Raw genomic sequence first — 17,073 nt, 5'->3', positions numbered from 1 at the left:
CGCCCTAACAATGCCTTAAAGTGAACAAAAACATCAAGTACTGATGTGCTTGTTGAATGGCTTTACTGTATTCGCACAGGACTATACAATTCTATGACAAACACCAGTTCAGGCTATGTATGGGTTGGCCCTGCCACAAATGGCGCGTGGGCAGATGCCAGCAACTGGCAATACAACGGCCAGCCTGCAACAAGTGCGCCCTCAGCAAACACCACCATCACCATTCCGGCTGGCGCTTCCGTAACCATCCCTGCGGATGTCACCTCGCTCAGTTCCGTAAACATAGATGTGCTGGGTACGCTCACCATTGCCAGCAGCAGCACTGCGCTTTCCTTTAACACCCTGACAGTGGAAAAAGGCGGCACAGCCTTGGTTGAACGCCCCTTGGCCCTGGACACTGGCCTGGCGGTGAACAACGGCGGCACAACCACGTTTGAGGGCGTGACACAGGATTGGACCAGCCCAAGCCTCCAATTTACCTCACAACCACAGGGCACCATCAATATTGATAAATCCAATATTGTTATGGGCTCAGTTAACGGTAGCGGTGGCCAGGGTACGCTAAACATTACGGGTGGGTCTGTTGTCAGCACAGCCGGCAATTCCACCAACATGTCTGGCCCCATCAATGTTACCGGCTCCAGCTTTACGGATAACAGTTCCCTTGCCAGCACAACCATACTCACGCTGAATGATGGTGCTACCGCCACGCTTAGCAGCTCGGCATATCCGGCAGATGGCTCCACCGTTGTGTTTGGCACTGGCAACAACACACTTGTGCTGCCCAACCTGCAATGGGGCGCCAACAAGGTGAACATAGAAAACCTGAAAGACGGTGACAGGCTGGGCGTGGATGGCACGCAAGTAACCACAGCCACGCTTTCCGCCAATAATGTTGCGCTCACCACCACAAGTGGCACGCCCATTCAGGTTAAAAGCGTTACGTATGACAGCTCCTACAAGGATGCGCCTACGCAGGGTGAAACCCAGACCATCACCATTGATAGCGGGCAAGGCGTGATCTGCTTTTTGGCAGGCAGCATGATTGCCACGCCCAACGGTGTGGTGGCGGTGGAAAACATCCGCCGGGGTGATGAGGTGTTAACGTTTGTAAACGGCGTAACCCATGTGCGCCCGGTGGTGTGGGCTGGCATGGCGCAAGCCACGGTTAACCCCGCCCTGCCCGATGATATGGCCGGTTACCCCGTGCGTATTCTGGCCGATGCCATTGCGCCGGGTGTGCCGTATCAGGATCTGCTGGTAACGGCGGAACACGGCATTTTTGCCAATGGCATGCTGGTGCCCGCCCGTATGCTGGTAAATGGCAGCAGCATCTTTTTTGATCGCTCCATAACCGCATACGCCTATTACCATGTGGAAACAGCCGAACACAGCATCATCATGGCCAATGGGATGCTAACGGAAAGCTATCTGGATACAGGCAACCGCCGCAACTTTGTATCTGATGGCAATGTTGTAACCATTGGGGCCAAGGCCAAAAACTGGGCAGAACATGCCGCCGTGCCGCTGGGCACTGCGCGCCATGTGGTGGAACCCATCTGGCGTGTGCTGGCCGCACGTGCGGCCCAAGTTGCGGGCCACAATGCCGCCCCCGCCAAGCCGGACATCACCCACAGCCACGGGCTGCACCTTGTTACGGCAGCGGGCACGGTTATTCGGCCTTTGCGGGCCATGGGGCGCAATATCTCCTTCATGCTGCCCGCCGGGGTAGAGAGCGTGCGCCTTGTTTCTCGCGCTTCTCGCCCGTGTGATGTGGAAGGCCCGTTTGTAGATAAACGCCGCATGCTGGGCGTGCTGCTGGGCCGCGTAACGGTGCTTTCTGCTGGCAAAGCCGTGGATATAACCGCCCATCTGGCAGAAGAAGATGGCGCACATGGCTGGCAGGATATGCCCCAGCCCACAACACGGTGGACAGATGGCAACGCCATTCTGCCACTGGGCGCCACCACGGCGCGCGGCCCCGCGCTGCTGACGGTGGAAGTGTTACAGGCTGGCCCTTATCTGGCCACTCCGGCGGCCTTTACGCTGCCACTTGCCGCCAACGGCTAACACCCACTTTGCCCCCCGCATGTTACCCAACGTGCGGGGGTTTTAGTTTCCGCCGCCGGGCCTGTTCTTCCATTCTATGGATTGATCGGCGATGTAATAGGTAATGGCGGAAATAAACAGCCATAGCGGCCCCGCCACGCTGTTTTCCAGCACCAACGCCACGCCCATGCTAAATGCGGCAATAGAGAGCGTAAGAATAACGCAGCAACACACCACGGCCAGAGGCCAGCTTTTGGGCCATCCCTTTTTGGGCTGAGACATGTGGCGGCGGTATCCTCATCTTGCCCGCACAACGGGGGCTGTGGTGCTGTGTTATTGCGTATCGTAATCAACTGGGCGACGTGGCACAATATACGCAGCGAATAGCTGCCCCTACCGTGGCCCTATGCGCGCCCACGCAACAGCACGGCCCCAAAGCCCACAAACACACAGCCCGTTATGCGGTTGAACACCCGGCGAATGGCAGGGCGCTGCAACTGTTGGGCCAGTGTGTAACCGCCTATGGCGTAAACGCCGTACCACAGCATTTCCAGCAGCGCGAAGGTGGTTATCAGCACCACAAACTGCGGCAGTTGCGGGGCATGGGGCGCAATAAACTGCGGAAAAAACGCCGCCGCAAACAGCAACAGCTTGGGGTTGCTCAGCCCCACCCAAAACCCCTTGCGCCAGCGCCCCCATGCGCTGCCCTGCACCGCACTTTCTGCCTGCACGGTGGTGGATACGCTGGGCGCGGCTTCAGTGGCCGGGGGCGTTTGCCCGCCTTCCATCCATGCCTGTACGCCCAGCCAGATCAGATACAGGGCGCCGCATATGCGCAGCACGCCAAACAAATGCGGTGATGCCGCAAGTGCTGCCCCCAACCCGGCGGCAGAAGCCACAAGCACCAGCACAACCGCACTTAAGCAGCCCAGCATGGTGGCTACCCCGCGCGCCATACCCACCCGCGCCACACTGGCCAGCACATGCAGCATGTTAGGGCCGGGAATCGCGCACAGAAAGAACACAATGCCGCAGAACACACCCCAGTTGTGCCAGGTCATACTACAAGCCTTACTGTATATTTATAAACATAGTGAGAAACACAGCCTGTTTTACACATACCCCCACTACAACGCCAGAAATGGCGGTACACAGCCGTGTTATAACAGTTGATGAAAGGTTCCATCACTTTTTGTTAGTTTAAACATTTTTAACTTTTGTGTTTTTAGTTTCCTTATTCATCTCCAACATATTAGCTATTTCCAAACTTAATTCGTATTTAGAAAGCATCTGTTATGGCAACGTCCACAATTACCATTCCCAGCAACCAAACTGTTACATTTGATGCCACATCCAGCACACTGAACAGCATCATTAATTTTACAGGCACAAGCGGCAATCTGGAACTCACCAACCTGTCTGCCTCCAACCCGCTCGCCCTTACAATTACCGGAAACTTTGGTGCAGATATCAGCAACGTGCTAACATTTGGCACGGCAGACAATGTTTCCGTGTCAAACAGTACAGTAACCGTTACGGCAAAGCCCAATCAAAACACCATCATTAATCTGGCAGATGCCAATAACAATGCACTGGGCACCATTACATTAGCGGGAGATCCCTGGGGGCTTATCCCTGCTTCATTCCCAAATGCTACTATCAAAGGCATGTCTTTCCGGGTTATTGCCACCCCAAGGAATGATGGCTCAGTAACAGTCTGCTTTCTGGCAGACAGCATGATTGCCACCCCAAAAGGGGCCGTGGCGGTGCAGGATCTGCACGCCGGGGATGAGGTGCTGACTTATGTGGACGGCAAGGCCTCCGTTAGCACACTCAGCTGGGCCGGTATGGCGCACTGCACCGTAAACCCCACCCTGCCGGACGATATGGCTGGCTACCCCGTACGTATTGTAAAAAATGCCATTGCCGATGGTGTGCCATATAAGGATATGCTGCTGACTGCGGAACACTGCTTGTTCTTTAACGGCATGTTTGTTCCTGCCCGTATGCTGGTAAATGGCAGCAGCATTTTTTACGATAAATCCATCACCTCTTATACTTACTACCACATTGAAACCCCAGACCACGCCGTGATTATGGCCGATGGCATGCTGACAGAAAGCTATCTGGATACAGGTAACCGCCGCAGCTTTACCCAGAAGGGCAATGTTATCCAGCTTGGTGGGGCTGCCAAAAGCTGGCAGGCAGATGCTGCCGCCCCGCTATGTGTGGATTGGGATGCCGCAAAAGCCATCTTCACCCAGATTGCGGTTCGCGCACCACAGGGCGCATACACGGCACCGCGCACCACGCACGCGCCAGAATTGCACCTTGTTACAGAACGCGGCGCCACCATCTGGCCTGCAAACTGCAAGAACGATACTTACAACTTCATTCTACCTGCCAACACGCAGGCGGTGCGCATTGTCTCCCGCGCCAGCCGCCCGGCGGATGTGATAGGCCCGTTTGTGGATGATCGGCGCACCCTTGGCGTGGCTGTGGCGGAAATAAACCTGCTGTCTGCCGCAAAACATCAGGCCATAACGGCGCATTTGCAGGCCGAAAAGCCCGAAGGCTGGCACGCAACAGACTGGACAGACTGCGCATGGACAAACGGCAACGCTGCACTCCCCTTGCCTGCGCAGGATACGCAAGGGGCCATTTGCATGCTGTCTGTTAAAATCCGCGCAGCCGGGCCCTACCTTGCGGACGATACCGCGCAGGATGTGGCCGCCAAAACGGCCTGATCTGCCAAAACTGGTTTACGCATTGGGGTGTTTTAAAAGAACACCCCCAAGGGCTGGCACCAGAAGAGTGCTGGCCCTTTTTTATGGCCAGAACAGGCGGACAACTTACTGATAAAACATCATCTTTTTGCTGTGGTGTTCCGTATGGGTGCAGGAAATTCCTAAGTATTTTTTCAAATACAACGCTGCTACGGTAGGGTATTTACAAACAAAAATGTAAGAAAAATCCATATTTACATGGGATTCCTGATTCCGCAAAAAGTTCCATCACTTTGCAAGTAATGATAATATATTTTATCACTATTTACTTTTTTATTTCTGTTTTTGTATTTTGTTATTTGCGAATCCCAAACATAACTTTTCACCGAAAGAAAAACCCATGGTCACGTCCATTGATACCAACCAGACGGTTGTGTTTGATGCGTCTGATTCCGCACGCCGTAGCACCGTAAACTTTACGGGCACAGGCGGAAATCTGGATATCCAGAACCTGTCTGCCCAAAAGCCGATTGCGCTTACAATTACCGGCAATTTTGGGCAAAACATCTCCAACGTGCTGACATTTGATGCCTCAGATCATCTGTCCATCTCAAAAAGCACTGTAAATTATAATAACTTTACAAAACAGACAGTTATCACGCTTATAGATACGCGCGGCCACTTTTTGGGCACGGTTACACTTAGTGGCAACACGTATAATCTGGGCGGCGGGCATGATCATCATGACCACGGGCCCCACCATAATGATCCGTGGCACCATGGTCCTGGCCCTGGCCACGGTCCCGGCCATAATTCCATCACCGTGCCTCTTAAAAATATCAGCCATTTCAACCATCATCATGAAATTACGGTGTGCTTTCTGGCAGACAGCATGATTGCCACCCCCAAAGGGGCCGTGGCCGTGCAGGATCTGCACGCCGGGGATGAGGTGCTGACTTATGTGGACGGCGAGGCCTCGGTTAGCACACTCAGCTGGGCCGGTATGGCGCACTGCACCGTAAACCCCGCCCTGCCGGACGATATGGCGGGCTACCCAGTGCGTATTCTGGCCAACGCCATTGCTGATGGTGTGCCTTACAAAGACATGCTGCTGACTGCGGAACACTGCCTGTTTTTTGATGGGGCGTTTATTCCCGCCCGTATGCTGGTAAATGGCAGCAGCATTTTTTATGATAAATCCATCACCTCTTACACTTACTATCACATCGAAACCCCAGATCACGCCGTGATTATGGCCGATGGCATGCTGACAGAAAGCTATCTGGATACAGGCAACCGCCGCAGCTTTACGCAGAAGGGCAATGTCATCCAGCTGGGTGGGGCTGCCAAAAGCTGGCAGACAGATGCCGCCGCACCGCTATGTGTGGAGCGCGAGCGGGTGGAAGCCGTGTTCCGCCAGATAACTGCACGCACGGGGGCCAACTGGGCCGCGCCTGCCACCGTGCAGAACCCGGAACTGCACCTTGTTACCAACACGGGTGCCACCATTTGGCCCGCAAACTGCAAGAACGGTACTTATAATTTCATGCTACCCGCCAACACGCAGGAGGTACATCTGGCCTCCCGCGCCAGCCGCCCGGCGGATGTGATTGGCCCGTTTGTGGATGATCGCCGCCAGATGGGTGTGGCTGTGGCGGAAATAAACCTGCTGTCTGCCGCAAAACATCAGGCCATTACAGCCCATTTGCAGACCGAAAAGCCCGAAGGCTGGCACGCAACAGACTGGACAGACTGCGCTTGGACAAACGGCAACGCAGCACTCCCCTTGCCTGCACAGGATACGCAAGGAGCCATTTGCATGCTGTCTGTTAAAATTCGCGCAGCCGGGCCCTACCTTGCGGACGATACCGCGCAGGATGTGGCCGCCAAAATGGCCTGATCTTCCATAACTGGTTTACATATTGGGGTGTTTAAAACAGCGCCCCAATACGCTCCGCTTTACGTGGCAGAAGTTATCACTTTTGCGTATTATGCTTTTGTGCTGCGCGGTTTTTTTGTAAAACAACCGGCATGCTTCCTCCTCATAAACCCTCTCCGCCTGCATGGTTTGCCGCCAAGCGTTTTGGCTATGGCGCGGGCCTGCCTATTGCGTGGCAGGGTTGGGTGGCCTTGGGGCTTTTTCTGGCTGTTACTTTGGGTTCCACCTTTGGCCTGTCGGTTTTGCCCCTGCGCAGGCCGCTTTTAGCCGTGGGCGTGGTGATGGTGCTTAACCTTGCCGCCACGGTGGCCTTTTTTTGGGTGTGCAAAACCCGCACCAAAGGCGGGTGGAAGTGGCGCTGGGGCACGCGAGATTAACACACACCCCGCAAGCGCCTGCATACGCAAAAATTCGGGTTTATCACTCCTCGTTTGTAAAAACGGGCTTGGGCAAGGTGGGGGGCGTGCTATCGGGGTATGTCAGCCACATCTGCCAGATATCCATGGTGCGGCTATGGGTCAGGCGGAGCATACAGGCCAGCGCCATGCTGGAACGGATTGTGCCATCAGACCACGCTGCATATGCAGCGTTGCATTCTGCCTTCTGATACTGCTTCCAATACTGCTGCGCTGCATGAAAATCCGCCAAAGCGTGCTCTGGATCAGCCGATTGACGTATGCGCCCTTCCGCCGCTGCACTGTAGCGCTCTAGCTCCTTTTGCGCTTTATCCAGCCCCTGCTTTTGGCAGGCCACAATTTCTGGCGTTGTCAGGCCCGGGCATTTATCCGCAGCGCGTGCCGGCACGGTGCACAGCACACTGGCCGCGCCAAGCAGGAAAACCGTTTGTATCTGCATCTGGCACACGCATCCTTGGGCCTGTTTATGGGGTGCAACCTGCCAGTTCTGCCCGAAGGTAGGATGCCAGATCCGTAACACCCTTTACGGGGTTTGTTGGGCGATCATACCGCTGGTTTATGAATATTGCGGTCATATTTGCGTAAGATCGGGCCGCTTTGTCTGAAAACCCATTGGCCTTGTAATACGCAAGCCATGCGGTGGGCGGTATGTCCTCCACCTGCACGGGGTGTTGCAGAATATGCGCAAAAACCTGCGCCACATCCTGCGCGGTGTACGGTGTGGGGCCTTCTATATAATACACCCCAGCTTCCTGCACCGGGTCCATAAGAAGCTGGCCTGCCAGATGCCCCACATCCTGCGGGGCCACCATGGGCACGGGCAGCGTGGCGGGCAGAAGGCTCATCACCTTGCCGGATGTTCGGGCTGCGGGCACGGCAGAAAGCCAGTTGCTCATGTAATACGCGGCACGCACGCAGCACAGCGGTATGCCGGTTTGGCGGGCGCCTTGCTCCAGATCATACAACACGCCCAGATCTGCACAATGTGCGCCCGGTTGCGCCCCGTAGGTGGATTGCACAACAATTTTTTCCAGCTTTGCACCGCGTAACGCCTGCAGGATGGACTGCACGGTAGCGCGTTCTGCGTGATCCGTATCCAGCGCGGGGTTGGCCGGTGGGTTGAGCAAAAAGGCCCGATCCGCTTTTTGGAGCACCAGCGCCAATGCATCTGTATCATGCACATCCACCAACGCCACGGTGGCCCCGCGTTGCGCCCATGCCGCAGCTTTTTGGGGGTTACGCAGCACAACGGTTACGGCCTGCCCCTGCTGCAACAGATATTGCGTAACGGCTGTGCCCACATGGCCAGAGGCCCCAAGAACGGCAAACATCTTTTTCTTTCCCTCATACGGCTGGGTGCGGTGCATCTTTTCCACCCCCATAGTCCTGCCTAAGCGTGCAAGAAACCCCACCTTGCACGAAAGCCGATGATGCCCACACCGCCAGCGCCTTCCGCCTCCCGCAAGCGCCCCTTGCCCAACACGCAGGACTGGCCGCCTTTGCCCGGCACGCGCGCCTATATGGCCCGCCAGCTTGCGCAGGATACCGCCACCGTGCGCCAGATTGTGACAGTTTTGCAAAACTGCGCCGGGCAGATTGCCCCGCTTGTGGCGCAGCTTTACTTCCGCACTGGCCCGCTGGCTGTGCTGGAGTGCACCGCCACCCTGCACGCATTGGCGGATGACATTGCGCATGATGACCCCCAAACACTGGCCGAACTGGCAGCAGAGCACACCCGCACTGGCTGATATGTGGGTTTTGGAAACATCCTTGCCCTGCTATGTTGCCCCTTCTCCACGCTGCGCAACAAAACAGAAACCGTATAGAGGACAGACCTTTTGAAACGCAGAAACCTTTTTGCCGCTTCTCTGGCTGCCGGCGCATTGGCCGCCGGGCGCAAAAGCTGGGCCAGCGTGCCAGAGGCCGCACAGGCCATGGGCCGCACCGCGCTGCCCGGCACCGTGCCAGCCCTAACGCCCGCCCGCGTACATGCAGACCAGATAATGGACATTAAGGTGTGCCTGCGCCCCTTCCGCCCCGCTGGCCCCCGGCTGGAAATAGAGCCGGTGGCAGATAAAATTGTGGTGCACAATTATGGGCACGGCGGCAGCGGGTGGTCTCTTTCATGGGGGTCTGCCGCCATGGCGGTGGAACGCGCCGCCCCGCTGATGGAAAAACGCGTGGCCGTTATTGGCTGCGGCATTATTGGCCTTACCACCGCCCTAACCGCCCAGCGCGCGGGCATGAACGTAACCATTTATGCGCGGGACATGCTGCCGCATACGCGCTCTGTTCGGGCCAATGGCAGCTGGACCCCGGATTCACGCATTGCGCTGATAACCGCCGCCACGCCAGATTTTGCCGCCACGTGGGAGCGCATGGCCCGGTATTCGTGGCAAACCTACCGGGAATATCTGGGCCTGCCCGGCAACCCGGTGGATTTTAGAGACAATTACATTCTCTCTGACACCCCGCCGGATGAGGCCGACCATACCGAACCTACGCCCGATATTAGCAAGGGTTCCTATGCCTCTACCGGCATGCCGCAAAGCGAGGCCGAGTTTGCCAAATATGCAGACAGGATAAAGGATATTATACCCGCAGCCGAGCTTCTGGCCGGGGCGGATAATCCCTTCCCCGTAGCGTATGCGCGGCGCAAACCCATTATGATCTACAATTTTGGCGCGTTCGGCCATGCCCTGCTTTCTGACTTCTATCAGGCTGGCGGGCGGATTGAGATACGCGAGTTCCATAGCCCATCAGAACTGGCAGACCTGCCCGAACGTGTGGTGTTTAACTGCACCGGCTATGCGGCGCGAGATTTGTGGGGTGATAAATCTCTTATTCCCGTGCGTGGGCAAACGGCGTGGCTGCCGCCACAACCGGCGGCCAATTATGGCGTGCGTTACAAGGGTGCGGCCATGCTTTCCAAATCCGATGGGCTGATGGTGCAGGGTGTCAACCTTTCCGGGTTGGGGGAACTGGAAGGCGTGGGCAACAGTATGGAACAGCCCAACCGCGCGGAGGCCGAACAGGCCGTGGCCGTGTTTGAAGATCTGTTCTCCCGCTTTCGGCCCCGCAGAGGATAACGGCATGGCACAGCACCCTATTTTTGCAAAACAGGCCCAAAAGGCCAAAGGGTTTTGCGCAGCACTGTTGGCCGTAACCGGGCTTGCGGCCACCACACACGCAGCCCTTGCCGCCCCGCGCCATGCCTCTGCAACGCCACCCGCCCCCACAGCACCCAGCTTTACCGCAGAGCAGGCAGACCACGGGGCGCAGCTTTACGCAGGCACCTGCGCCATGTGCCACGGTGCAGCGCTGGAAGGCGCGCATGATATGCCGCCCCTGCGCGGGCTGTTTGTGGCACGCTGGGCCAACACACCGCTGAACAAGCTGTACGCTTACATCACCCACGCCATGCCGCTGATGGCGCCGGGCACCCTGCCCCTGCAGGACAACATAGATGTAATGGCGTTTTTGCTGCGTGAAAACGGCACGGAACCGGGGCACACACCCCTACCGGCGGATGAAAACCGCTTGGCGCAAATGGTATTTCCCGCCCCCAATGCGCTGCCGCCTGTAAAAGCGGCACAACCGGGCAAGGCCCCACGCACACGGTAAAAAACAACCCCGCCCACTGGTTTACGGTGGGCGGGGTTTTTAAAATGTATCAGGCATTTTGGCCTGTTTTACAAAGCGTATGGCTTACCACTTAAAGCCAATGCTGCCCTGGGCATTTCGGCGTTCTCCATAATAGCACCATTCCTGCCCGTAAGAGGCATAGGCCATGCAGTTGCCGATATACTTTTTATCAAACAGGTTACGCACGCTGGCTGCCACGCTCCACCCACGCAGGGAGGGAGAAAGGTTGGACAGATCATACCCGATGGAGCCATCAAACACCGTGTATTGTGGCACATGCACGCTGCCGTAAGAGGCCTGCCCCCCATAGCTTGGGGCGGAATAACGCAGGCCGCCGCCAAAGCCAAAACCCTTCATCACCCCTTTGGGCATGGTGTAATAGGCAAACAAGGAAGCGTTGCCCTTGCCAGACTGCATAAGCGGCTTGCCGGTGGAATCATCCTTTACCTTCTGCACGCTTACGGCTGCGGTAATCATCAGGTTTTTATACGGCTGGGCGTGGGCTTCAAATTCAAAACCATCTGAATGCACCTTGCCACTTTGCGTATTGTAGCCCAGATTGCCCACAGCCACCAGCACGTTGGTTTGCTCGATATGGAAACCCGCAGCCGTGAGCAACACGGATGTGCCGGGGAACTGATACTTCACGCCGCCTTCAAGCTGTTTGCCCAAGGAGGGATCTGCCTGCCGGAAGCTCTGCCCCCCATTGTTGGACACAATGCCAGATTGCGGCTGGAAGGATGTGGAATAGCTGATGTAAGGCGCAAGCCCGAAATCAAAATGATACAGGCCAGATGCACGCCACGTAATCTGGCGTGGGCTCTCACTGGTGCCGGTGTGGCTGATATAGTTCATCTGGTGGGATCTATACCAGTCATTCCGCAAACTTCCTGTTACAATCAGTCCTTTCCATCGCAGTTCATCCTGCGCGTACATGCCAATCTGGTGTGAATCCGTCTGGTAGCTCATATACGGGCTGCTCATGTTGGGCATGGTCATGTGATAATCGGGGTGCAGCACGTTCAGAGAGGGCGCAGAGGCATAATAGCCCACTTCTGATGCGCTTTGCTGCATGTAATCAAACCCGAACATCATGTCATGCGTTACAGGCCCGGTGCGCACATGGCCCTTAAACTGGCTATCAAACGCCAGATTATGCGTGTGCTCGTTGGTGCCAAAGGCAGAGCGGGCCAGCATTGTGGGGTCTGTATCGTAATAGCCGCCATCATACACGCTGCGATAGATGGTTTTGATATCATCATACCGGCCGCGGGTGCTAAAGCTCCAGTCATCATTAAACTTGTGGTTCAGGATATAGGTGATGCCACCCTGCCTGCGGTTGAACTTTTCAAAAGGCACGTCACCATCATAAAAGTTACGCGGCAGGTAACCGTATGAAGCACGTTTGAGGGAGCCCACAAGCGGCACGCCGCCATAGGTGCCGTTTTCGGGGTCGTACTGATAATTGCCCAGCAGGGTGAGCGTGGTGGGGCCCTTGGCGCCAAAGGTAAAGGCAGGGCTTATGGAAAAACGGCGGCTGCCCGTGCGTGCAAGCTGGCTGTGCTGGCCATTCACCGTGCCGTACAGCCGATACTGCACAGAGCCATCCTTGGTGGCGTAACCGCCTACATCGGCATCCACACGGTACAGATCAAAACTGCCGCCCGTGGTGGTGATATCTCCGTAAAACTGTTTGTCTATCGGCAGTTTGCTGGAAAGGGCCACAAGCCCGCCGGGGCTGGATTGCCCATACAGGGCAGATGCCGGGCCTTTTAACACCTCCACCCTATCTAGGCGCGATGTATCTGTTTGCGCTGTGGCATAGCCGGTGGGGCTGCTTTGCACCTTCAGCCCATCCAGAAAGGTGGGTACGGTAAAGCCGCGCAGCATGAACTGATCATACCGCGTGCCCACGCCCCCGCCGCGCAGGTCTGACGTAATGCCCGCCGCGTAACGGATGGCCTGATTAAGGCTGAGCACACCGCGCACATCCATTTCATCCCGCGTAATTACTGTTACAGACTGCGCTGTTTCAATCAGCGGTGTGTTGGATTTGGTGGCGGAAGACGCCATGGTGGACGCCCTGTGCGCGCGCACCTCCACCCCTTCAACATGCACGGCGGATGTTGGCGCCTTGTTGGCGGCCTTACCCTGTTTTGCTGCCGTTGCCCCCACCTGCTGAGGCTGCCCGGATGTGGATGTCCGGGTTGCTGCAAGAACCTTACCGCTTATGAAAAATGTAAGGGGAAGCGCACAAAAAATAACCTTGTTGCGGTGCATACCCGTTTTTACCCCGTGGTTCCTGCTGATCTGAGGTGTGGGCAGTTACCAACATTGAGAATCATTTGCAAGACCAAATGATAGCCAGATTTCTGCGGTTTTCTGCCGTTATATAGCGGGTTTGGGGGTGGTTTTGGGGACCGTAAATGCGCAGGTCATGCCATGCAAAACAGGCGCACGCGCAGCCTGTATTTGGCCCCAAAATACGGGCGGATGTTTTATAAACTATCTTTTAATATTCAGGGGCTTTGGCAAGATATCTCACCCGCAACACAGCGCCCCACAAGGGCTGAAAAACGGCTTGGCTGGGCGAGCTTTATTGCTTGCAAACGGGCACATGCAGCCCCTCCGCCCTATGGGAAAAACACGGAAAGGCTGCTCTCTAAAATTTGCGCATGAGAACAGATTGCAGTTGCAACTGTGGCGTTAAGGAGACACCCCGCCATCCTTGCTGGCCCAACCATCTGCCGCATCCAACGCTGGGGCCAGCCCGCCAAGCGGGAAGTTTATGGTCAGCACGCCGGCATCACGCTTGGCCAGCATCAGGTGGCCAATGCTGCCCCGGCGCAGGGCGTCCATTAGCTCCTGCGTAAAGGCGGCCAGGCCCACGCAGCCTTTATTATCGCAATATTGCCATTCCAGCGGTACGGGGGGCGCGTTATCCACCCCCAGAAAAGAGTGTTTGTTTAATGAAAGGCCAAGCGGCACCCGCAGGATAATTTTGTATGGGGCCTCAGCAAGCCGGGCTGGGCTGTTGGGTGGCACGGCGCGCGTAATTTGCATGCTGCCAATAGTGCTGACAACGTGGTGCTGAACATCGTTCAGCTGAAAGTTCTGCTGCACGCCACACACAAACGGCCTGTTGGTGGTGCTGTTAAAATTGCACTGCCAGCCCCAATGCTCGATCACCCCGCTTTTACGGTCTATCTGCGGAATACCTGCCTGCGTGGGGCCAACGGGGCCTTTATCATGCAGCGTATCCAGCAGCGTTGTATCTGCATCCGGCGCTTTGGTGGCGGCCTGTGCCGGGGCATGCAGCAGGGCGGCCACAGCACAACAGGCCGCCAAAAGCCCTGCCCGCGCAAAATGCACTTTTAAAAAACGCTGCTGGGCCATGCCTGAAACTCCTGTTGTGTAACTATACGCAGCATATGCTGCAATGGGTTGCCCCCTGCACCGTTATGGCACGGGCAAGGCGGCGTTACACCGCACGTAGGATTCCTTATCCCTAAAGATAAACAGCACGTAGTAATCCAGCGCGCGGCCGCGCCTGCGGGTGGTGTGGGTGTAAAACGGAAACACATCCTGCGGGGGGCCGTATTCTGGCGGCAGGGGGTCACTCTCCAACAAAGTTTCCACCCTAAACAGCGGCACATAAATATGCACCGGGCCGGGGTTGCGCCGCACATGCCACAAATTGCGCCGGAACTTGCGCAGCCTGTCTGGCAGAATGAAGATCATGTTTTCTTCAATAAACCGCTCATCCGGCTGGGCGCGGCGCAGGTAGCGCGCATCGTCCGGCATATCGCAAAAAAAGTTGTAACCCTGTATTTTCATGCTTCTCTATTCTGCATCTTCATCTGCGTTTTCCTGTTCCATACGCAATTCCTGCAAGGTCTTTCCCTTATATTGCCAATACAGCGGCCCACGGAACGCCCGTTGTTTGGAGCCAGCCCGTGCAAACAATATGCGGGCGGCATCTGAAAGACTGACAATCTTGCCCTCAAACTCCACACTTTTGTTGTTATGCACAGTGCAGGTCATGGCGGGGTCTCGCACCCATGTCAGCACCGCGCCCGGTGGAATATGCACCATACCGAAGTTAAACTGTTCCGCCCGGCGCTGTTCCCTGTTCAGGGCAGCCACATCGTTTTCATCTTGTGCACCGGCATCTTCTGAAAGATCCAGTTCCTCACCAGGCATCACATCCAGAATGGCACGGGCACATTCTGGGTCCAGCCGAAAGAACTCACGGCTCTTATTAACTCTGTGGGGATCAAACGCCTTGTGCAGCGCGGCTTCCACCTGCCGACAACTGGCTACGTGCTTGGCATAAAAACATTCAAACGGCACTGGCACGCCAGATTGATACAAGGAACGCATACGGGCGGCCACATCCCGCGCAATACCTATTTTTATCAAATCCGGCATCACCGGGTTTGTCAGCACATAAACATAACCGGCATCTGTGCCAATTTCGGCAGTTTCTTCGGGGTCATATCCGCTGGGTTGGGGCATGGAGGCATCCTTTGGTAAGGTCTGCCCTCCTCCTCCCATACTGTGCAGGTGCATGCAACCGGGGCGCGTGCACGGCTGCACTTAGCCTGTGTGCGGCTTGCTGCTGCGGTGTGATATGAGGGTTTTCTGCCTGTTGTTAAAGCAGAGCATGCGCTTAAGGGGAAAACACCCCAGTTTTGAGCGCACGGGCAAGCAAAGGCTAAAAGAGAATACGCTATAAAAAACCCTGCCCCAGAATATGGAGCAGGGTCATACCATCAGGCCCGCAGCGCGGTTTCTTCTGGCTCTGCATTGCTCACAATATAAGGGCCGGCTTCCAGAATCTGGAGCGCGAGCAGCGCTATGGTGCCCGGTTTTCTGTGGCCCAGCGGCAGGCAGGCATTTCCCGCTGTCCAGCGCATGGGGTAAAACTCCACATTGTTCCACCCTGCCAGATCTTCATCCTGCAGATAGGAGGTGAGGGTGCGCGTTGTGTTGCCCTCGCACATGGTGGCATTGCCCACCAGAACGCCCAGAGTGCGGCGGTCATCCACAAACGGCCCTATCGCCTCATTCCGGCGGCTGGTGTTGGATTGGATATAAACCGTTTCAATACCAGCGGGGATCATAAACAGCGCGTAATTTTTTTCCGTGCGCAGTGGGCGCATTACCCGGCCATTGCCTGCTGTTAGATGCAGGTTGCTCTTATGTGTTACAACCGGTGCTTCTGTGCGCAGCGGCAGGCCCATGCCTTGTGCACGTGCGCGAAACTGCTGGAACAAGGGCTCAACAAAAGCGCGGGAGACATTCAGGGGGGCTGCGGCATCATCCCATGTCAGATTGCGGCTGCGGGGCATGGCAACCACATCACCACTCTGGCGGAAGCTGCGGCGGTTGCCGGTATCCAGATAGCTTTCCGTCAGCACACCATCTGCGGTGATGATGGCGTGATCTTCAGTTTCAACGTGGTAATAATCGTAAGATGTGAAGGACTGATCGTAAAAGATGGACTGACCGTTTACGAGCATCCGGGCCGGCACAAAGCAGCCGTTCAGATACAGGCAGTGCTCTGGCGTAATAAGCATATCCTTGAAAGGCACGCCCTCTGCCAGCGCATCCTTAAGAATACGCACCGGGTACCCTGCCATATCGAGGGGCAGAAAAGGTGCTGCAACGCTGGTTGATTTGCCAACCCATGTTACGGTTTTCTGCTCTGTTTTGCCGTTTACAAGCACGTCAATCCGGTCACCCACCGCCAGATCTTCAACCTTGCGGGTGACGCCGTTTACCGAGATTTCTGTGCCTGCAAGAAAGCACGGGTCAAAATGACGGTCCTTGAAAGTAAGGTCTGTACTTTCCCCGTTCGATCCATTTACCTGCCAATAATTCGAAGAAGAGCCGCCCATTGAATTATTTAAATATGTATACTTTGATATATCAATATCTGCATCTGTTAATAAATAATAACCGCCGCTTCCATCACCAAGTATGACCTGCTGTGAACCGCGTGCTCCCCAAGTATAATTATATGTATATATTTGGCCGTTAATAATAAAATCAGTAGAACCGTCAAAAGTTACTTTAACACTATTCTGAATGTTAGATACATTTCCAGATGCGTCTATTTGGGCAAAGTTAAGGATATTGTATCCTGAATTAGGGATCTTACTTTTAGAAGACATGAAGGGGAACTCTTGCAGCAATTATTTGTAAAACGACTTTGTTAAATATATCTTATCTCGATTTCGTGTCAAATGATTCTCAACCCCAACGGCTGCTCCAGCGCACCCCTAAAACGCCC

General features: G+C 55.6%; 16 protein-coding genes. 7 read left to right on the top strand and 9 right to left on the bottom strand.

Annotated features, from left to right (window positions below; all coding sequences use genetic code 11):
- Window positions 1–45: 45 nt before the first annotated feature.
- Window positions 46–2,070, top strand: a complete 2,025-nt coding sequence (locus EOV40_RS02495; RefSeq protein ID WP_128104954.1) for a Hint domain-containing protein — start codon at window positions 46–48, stop codon at window positions 2,068–2,070.
- A 42-nt stretch (window positions 2,071–2,112) separates the two neighbouring features.
- On the opposite strand, the gene EOV40_RS02490 is transcribed toward EOV40_RS02495, so the two are convergent.
- Together EOV40_RS02490 and EOV40_RS02485 are read right to left on the bottom strand one after the other, a co-directional pair.
- Window positions 2,113–2,331 (bottom strand): hypothetical protein, encoded by a 219-nt coding sequence (locus EOV40_RS02490; RefSeq protein ID WP_050819308.1) that lies wholly within the window; start codon window positions 2,329–2,331, stop codon window positions 2,113–2,115.
- A gap of 122 nt (window positions 2,332–2,453) precedes the next feature.
- On the bottom strand, window positions 2,454–3,110 hold the full coding sequence (locus EOV40_RS02485; RefSeq protein WP_128104953.1) for a LysE family translocator: 657 nt from the start codon (window positions 3,108–3,110) through the stop codon (window positions 2,454–2,456).
- Between the two features lie 234 nt (window positions 3,111–3,344).
- On the opposite strand from EOV40_RS02485, the gene EOV40_RS02480 reads away from it, so the two are divergent.
- From EOV40_RS02480 to EOV40_RS02470, 3 genes are all read left to right on the top strand, one after another.
- Complete coding sequence (locus tag EOV40_RS02480; protein WP_128104952.1) at window positions 3,345–4,796, top strand: Hint domain-containing protein; 1,452 nt, start codon at window positions 3,345–3,347, stop codon at window positions 4,794–4,796.
- A gap of 379 nt (window positions 4,797–5,175) precedes the next feature.
- Entirely contained in the window at window positions 5,176–6,675 is a 1,500-nt protein-coding gene (locus EOV40_RS02475) for a Hint domain-containing protein (protein ID WP_128104951.1), read from the top strand.
- 131 nt (window positions 6,676–6,806) lie between these two features.
- Window positions 6,807–7,091 carry a hypothetical protein gene (locus EOV40_RS02470; protein ID WP_128104950.1) on the top strand — a complete coding sequence of 95 codons (285 nt, stop codon included), beginning with the start codon at window positions 6,807–6,809 and terminating at the stop codon, window positions 7,089–7,091.
- A 43-nt stretch (window positions 7,092–7,134) separates the two neighbouring features.
- Here the strand turns inward: EOV40_RS02470 and EOV40_RS02465 are convergent, their stop codons facing one another.
- Window positions 7,135–7,569, bottom strand: a complete 435-nt coding sequence (locus tag EOV40_RS02465) for a lysozyme inhibitor LprI family protein (protein WP_128104949.1) — start codon at window positions 7,567–7,569, stop codon at window positions 7,135–7,137.
- Between the two features lie 25 nt (window positions 7,570–7,594).
- A complete protein-coding gene (locus EOV40_RS02460) occupies window positions 7,595–8,461 on the bottom strand; it encodes an NmrA family NAD(P)-binding protein (RefSeq protein ID WP_128104948.1) in 867 nt (288 codons plus the stop codon).
- A gap of 99 nt (window positions 8,462–8,560) precedes the next feature.
- On the opposite strand from EOV40_RS02460, the gene EOV40_RS02455 reads away from it, so the two are divergent.
- From EOV40_RS02455 to EOV40_RS02445, 3 genes are all read left to right on the top strand, one after another.
- Window positions 8,561–8,878, top strand: coding sequence for a hypothetical protein (locus EOV40_RS02455; RefSeq protein WP_128106179.1), 318 nt, complete (start codon window positions 8,561–8,563; stop codon window positions 8,876–8,878).
- 90 nt (window positions 8,879–8,968) lie between these two features.
- Window positions 8,969–10,219: an FAD-dependent oxidoreductase gene (locus EOV40_RS02450; RefSeq protein ID WP_128104947.1), complete on the top strand. Its 1,251-nt coding sequence runs from the start codon at window positions 8,969–8,971 to the stop codon at window positions 10,217–10,219.
- 4 nt (window positions 10,220–10,223) lie between these two features.
- Complete coding sequence (locus EOV40_RS02445; protein WP_128104946.1) at window positions 10,224–10,754, top strand: c-type cytochrome; 531 nt, start codon at window positions 10,224–10,226, stop codon at window positions 10,752–10,754.
- Window positions 10,755–10,838: 84 nt separating this feature from the next.
- Here EOV40_RS02445 and EOV40_RS02440 read toward each other — a convergent pair whose 3' ends face one another.
- From EOV40_RS02440 to EOV40_RS02415, 5 genes are all read right to left on the bottom strand, one after another.
- Window positions 10,839–13,055: a TonB-dependent siderophore receptor gene (locus tag EOV40_RS02440; RefSeq protein WP_050819300.1), complete on the bottom strand. Its 2,217-nt coding sequence runs from the start codon at window positions 13,053–13,055 to the stop codon at window positions 10,839–10,841.
- A gap of 426 nt (window positions 13,056–13,481) precedes the next feature.
- The gene (locus EOV40_RS02430; protein ID WP_128104944.1) at window positions 13,482–14,171 is read right to left on the bottom strand and encodes an invasion associated locus B family protein; all 690 of its coding nucleotides are present in this window, start codon (window positions 14,169–14,171) and stop codon (window positions 13,482–13,484) included.
- Window positions 14,172–14,234: 63 nt separating this feature from the next.
- Window positions 14,235–14,612, bottom strand: a complete 378-nt coding sequence (locus tag EOV40_RS02425; RefSeq protein ID WP_003626226.1) for a hypothetical protein — start codon at window positions 14,610–14,612, stop codon at window positions 14,235–14,237.
- A gap of 6 nt (window positions 14,613–14,618) precedes the next feature.
- Window positions 14,619–15,293: a GIY-YIG nuclease family protein gene (locus EOV40_RS02420; protein WP_128104943.1), complete on the bottom strand. Its 675-nt coding sequence runs from the start codon at window positions 15,291–15,293 to the stop codon at window positions 14,619–14,621.
- Window positions 15,294–15,550: 257 nt separating this feature from the next.
- Entirely contained in the window at window positions 15,551–16,954 is a 1,404-nt protein-coding gene (locus tag EOV40_RS02415; protein ID WP_128104942.1) for a Hint domain-containing protein, read from the bottom strand.
- Between the last annotated feature and the right edge of the window lie 119 nt (window positions 16,955–17,073).

This window comes from Acetobacter oryzoeni, from assembly GCF_004014775.2.
In the GTDB taxonomy this organism is placed as follows: Bacteria; Pseudomonadota; Alphaproteobacteria; order Acetobacterales; family Acetobacteraceae; genus Acetobacter; species Acetobacter oryzoeni.
The sequence above is the reverse complement of the archived record's forward strand: the minus strand, read 5'-3'. Positions and strand labels throughout refer to the sequence as shown.

Coding starts and splice junctions, on each gene's coding strand:
- EOV40_RS02490 (WP_050819308.1), bottom strand. CDS start 2,331: ATGTCTCAGCCCAAAAAGGGATGGCCCAAAAGCTGGCCTCTGGCCGTG.
- EOV40_RS02485 (WP_128104953.1), bottom strand. CDS start 3,110: ATGACCTGGCACAACTGGGGTGTGTTCTGCGGCATTGTGTTCTTTCTG.
- EOV40_RS02480 (WP_128104952.1), top strand. CDS start 3,345: ATGGCAACGTCCACAATTACCATTCCCAGCAACCAAACTGTTACATTT.
- EOV40_RS02475 (WP_128104951.1), top strand. CDS start 5,176: ATGGTCACGTCCATTGATACCAACCAGACGGTTGTGTTTGATGCGTCT.
- EOV40_RS02470 (WP_128104950.1), top strand. CDS start 6,807: ATGCTTCCTCCTCATAAACCCTCTCCGCCTGCATGGTTTGCCGCCAAG.
- EOV40_RS02465 (WP_128104949.1), bottom strand. CDS start 7,569: ATGCAGATACAAACGGTTTTCCTGCTTGGCGCGGCCAGTGTGCTGTGC.
- EOV40_RS02460 (WP_128104948.1), bottom strand. CDS start 8,461: ATGTTTGCCGTTCTTGGGGCCTCTGGCCATGTGGGCACAGCCGTTACG.
- EOV40_RS02455 (WP_128106179.1), top strand. CDS start 8,561: ATGCCCACACCGCCAGCGCCTTCCGCCTCCCGCAAGCGCCCCTTGCCC.
- EOV40_RS02445 (WP_128104946.1), top strand. CDS start 10,224: ATGGCACAGCACCCTATTTTTGCAAAACAGGCCCAAAAGGCCAAAGGG.
- EOV40_RS02440 (WP_050819300.1), bottom strand. CDS start 13,055: ATGCACCGCAACAAGGTTATTTTTTGTGCGCTTCCCCTTACATTTTTC.
- EOV40_RS02430 (WP_128104944.1), bottom strand. CDS start 14,171: ATGGCCCAGCAGCGTTTTTTAAAAGTGCATTTTGCGCGGGCAGGGCTT.
- EOV40_RS02425 (WP_003626226.1), bottom strand. CDS start 14,612: ATGAAAATACAGGGTTACAACTTTTTTTGCGATATGCCGGACGATGCG.
- EOV40_RS02420 (WP_128104943.1), bottom strand. CDS start 15,293: ATGCCCCAACCCAGCGGATATGACCCCGAAGAAACTGCCGAAATTGGC.
- EOV40_RS02415 (WP_128104942.1), bottom strand. CDS start 16,954: ATGTCTTCTAAAAGTAAGATCCCTAATTCAGGATACAATATCCTTAAC.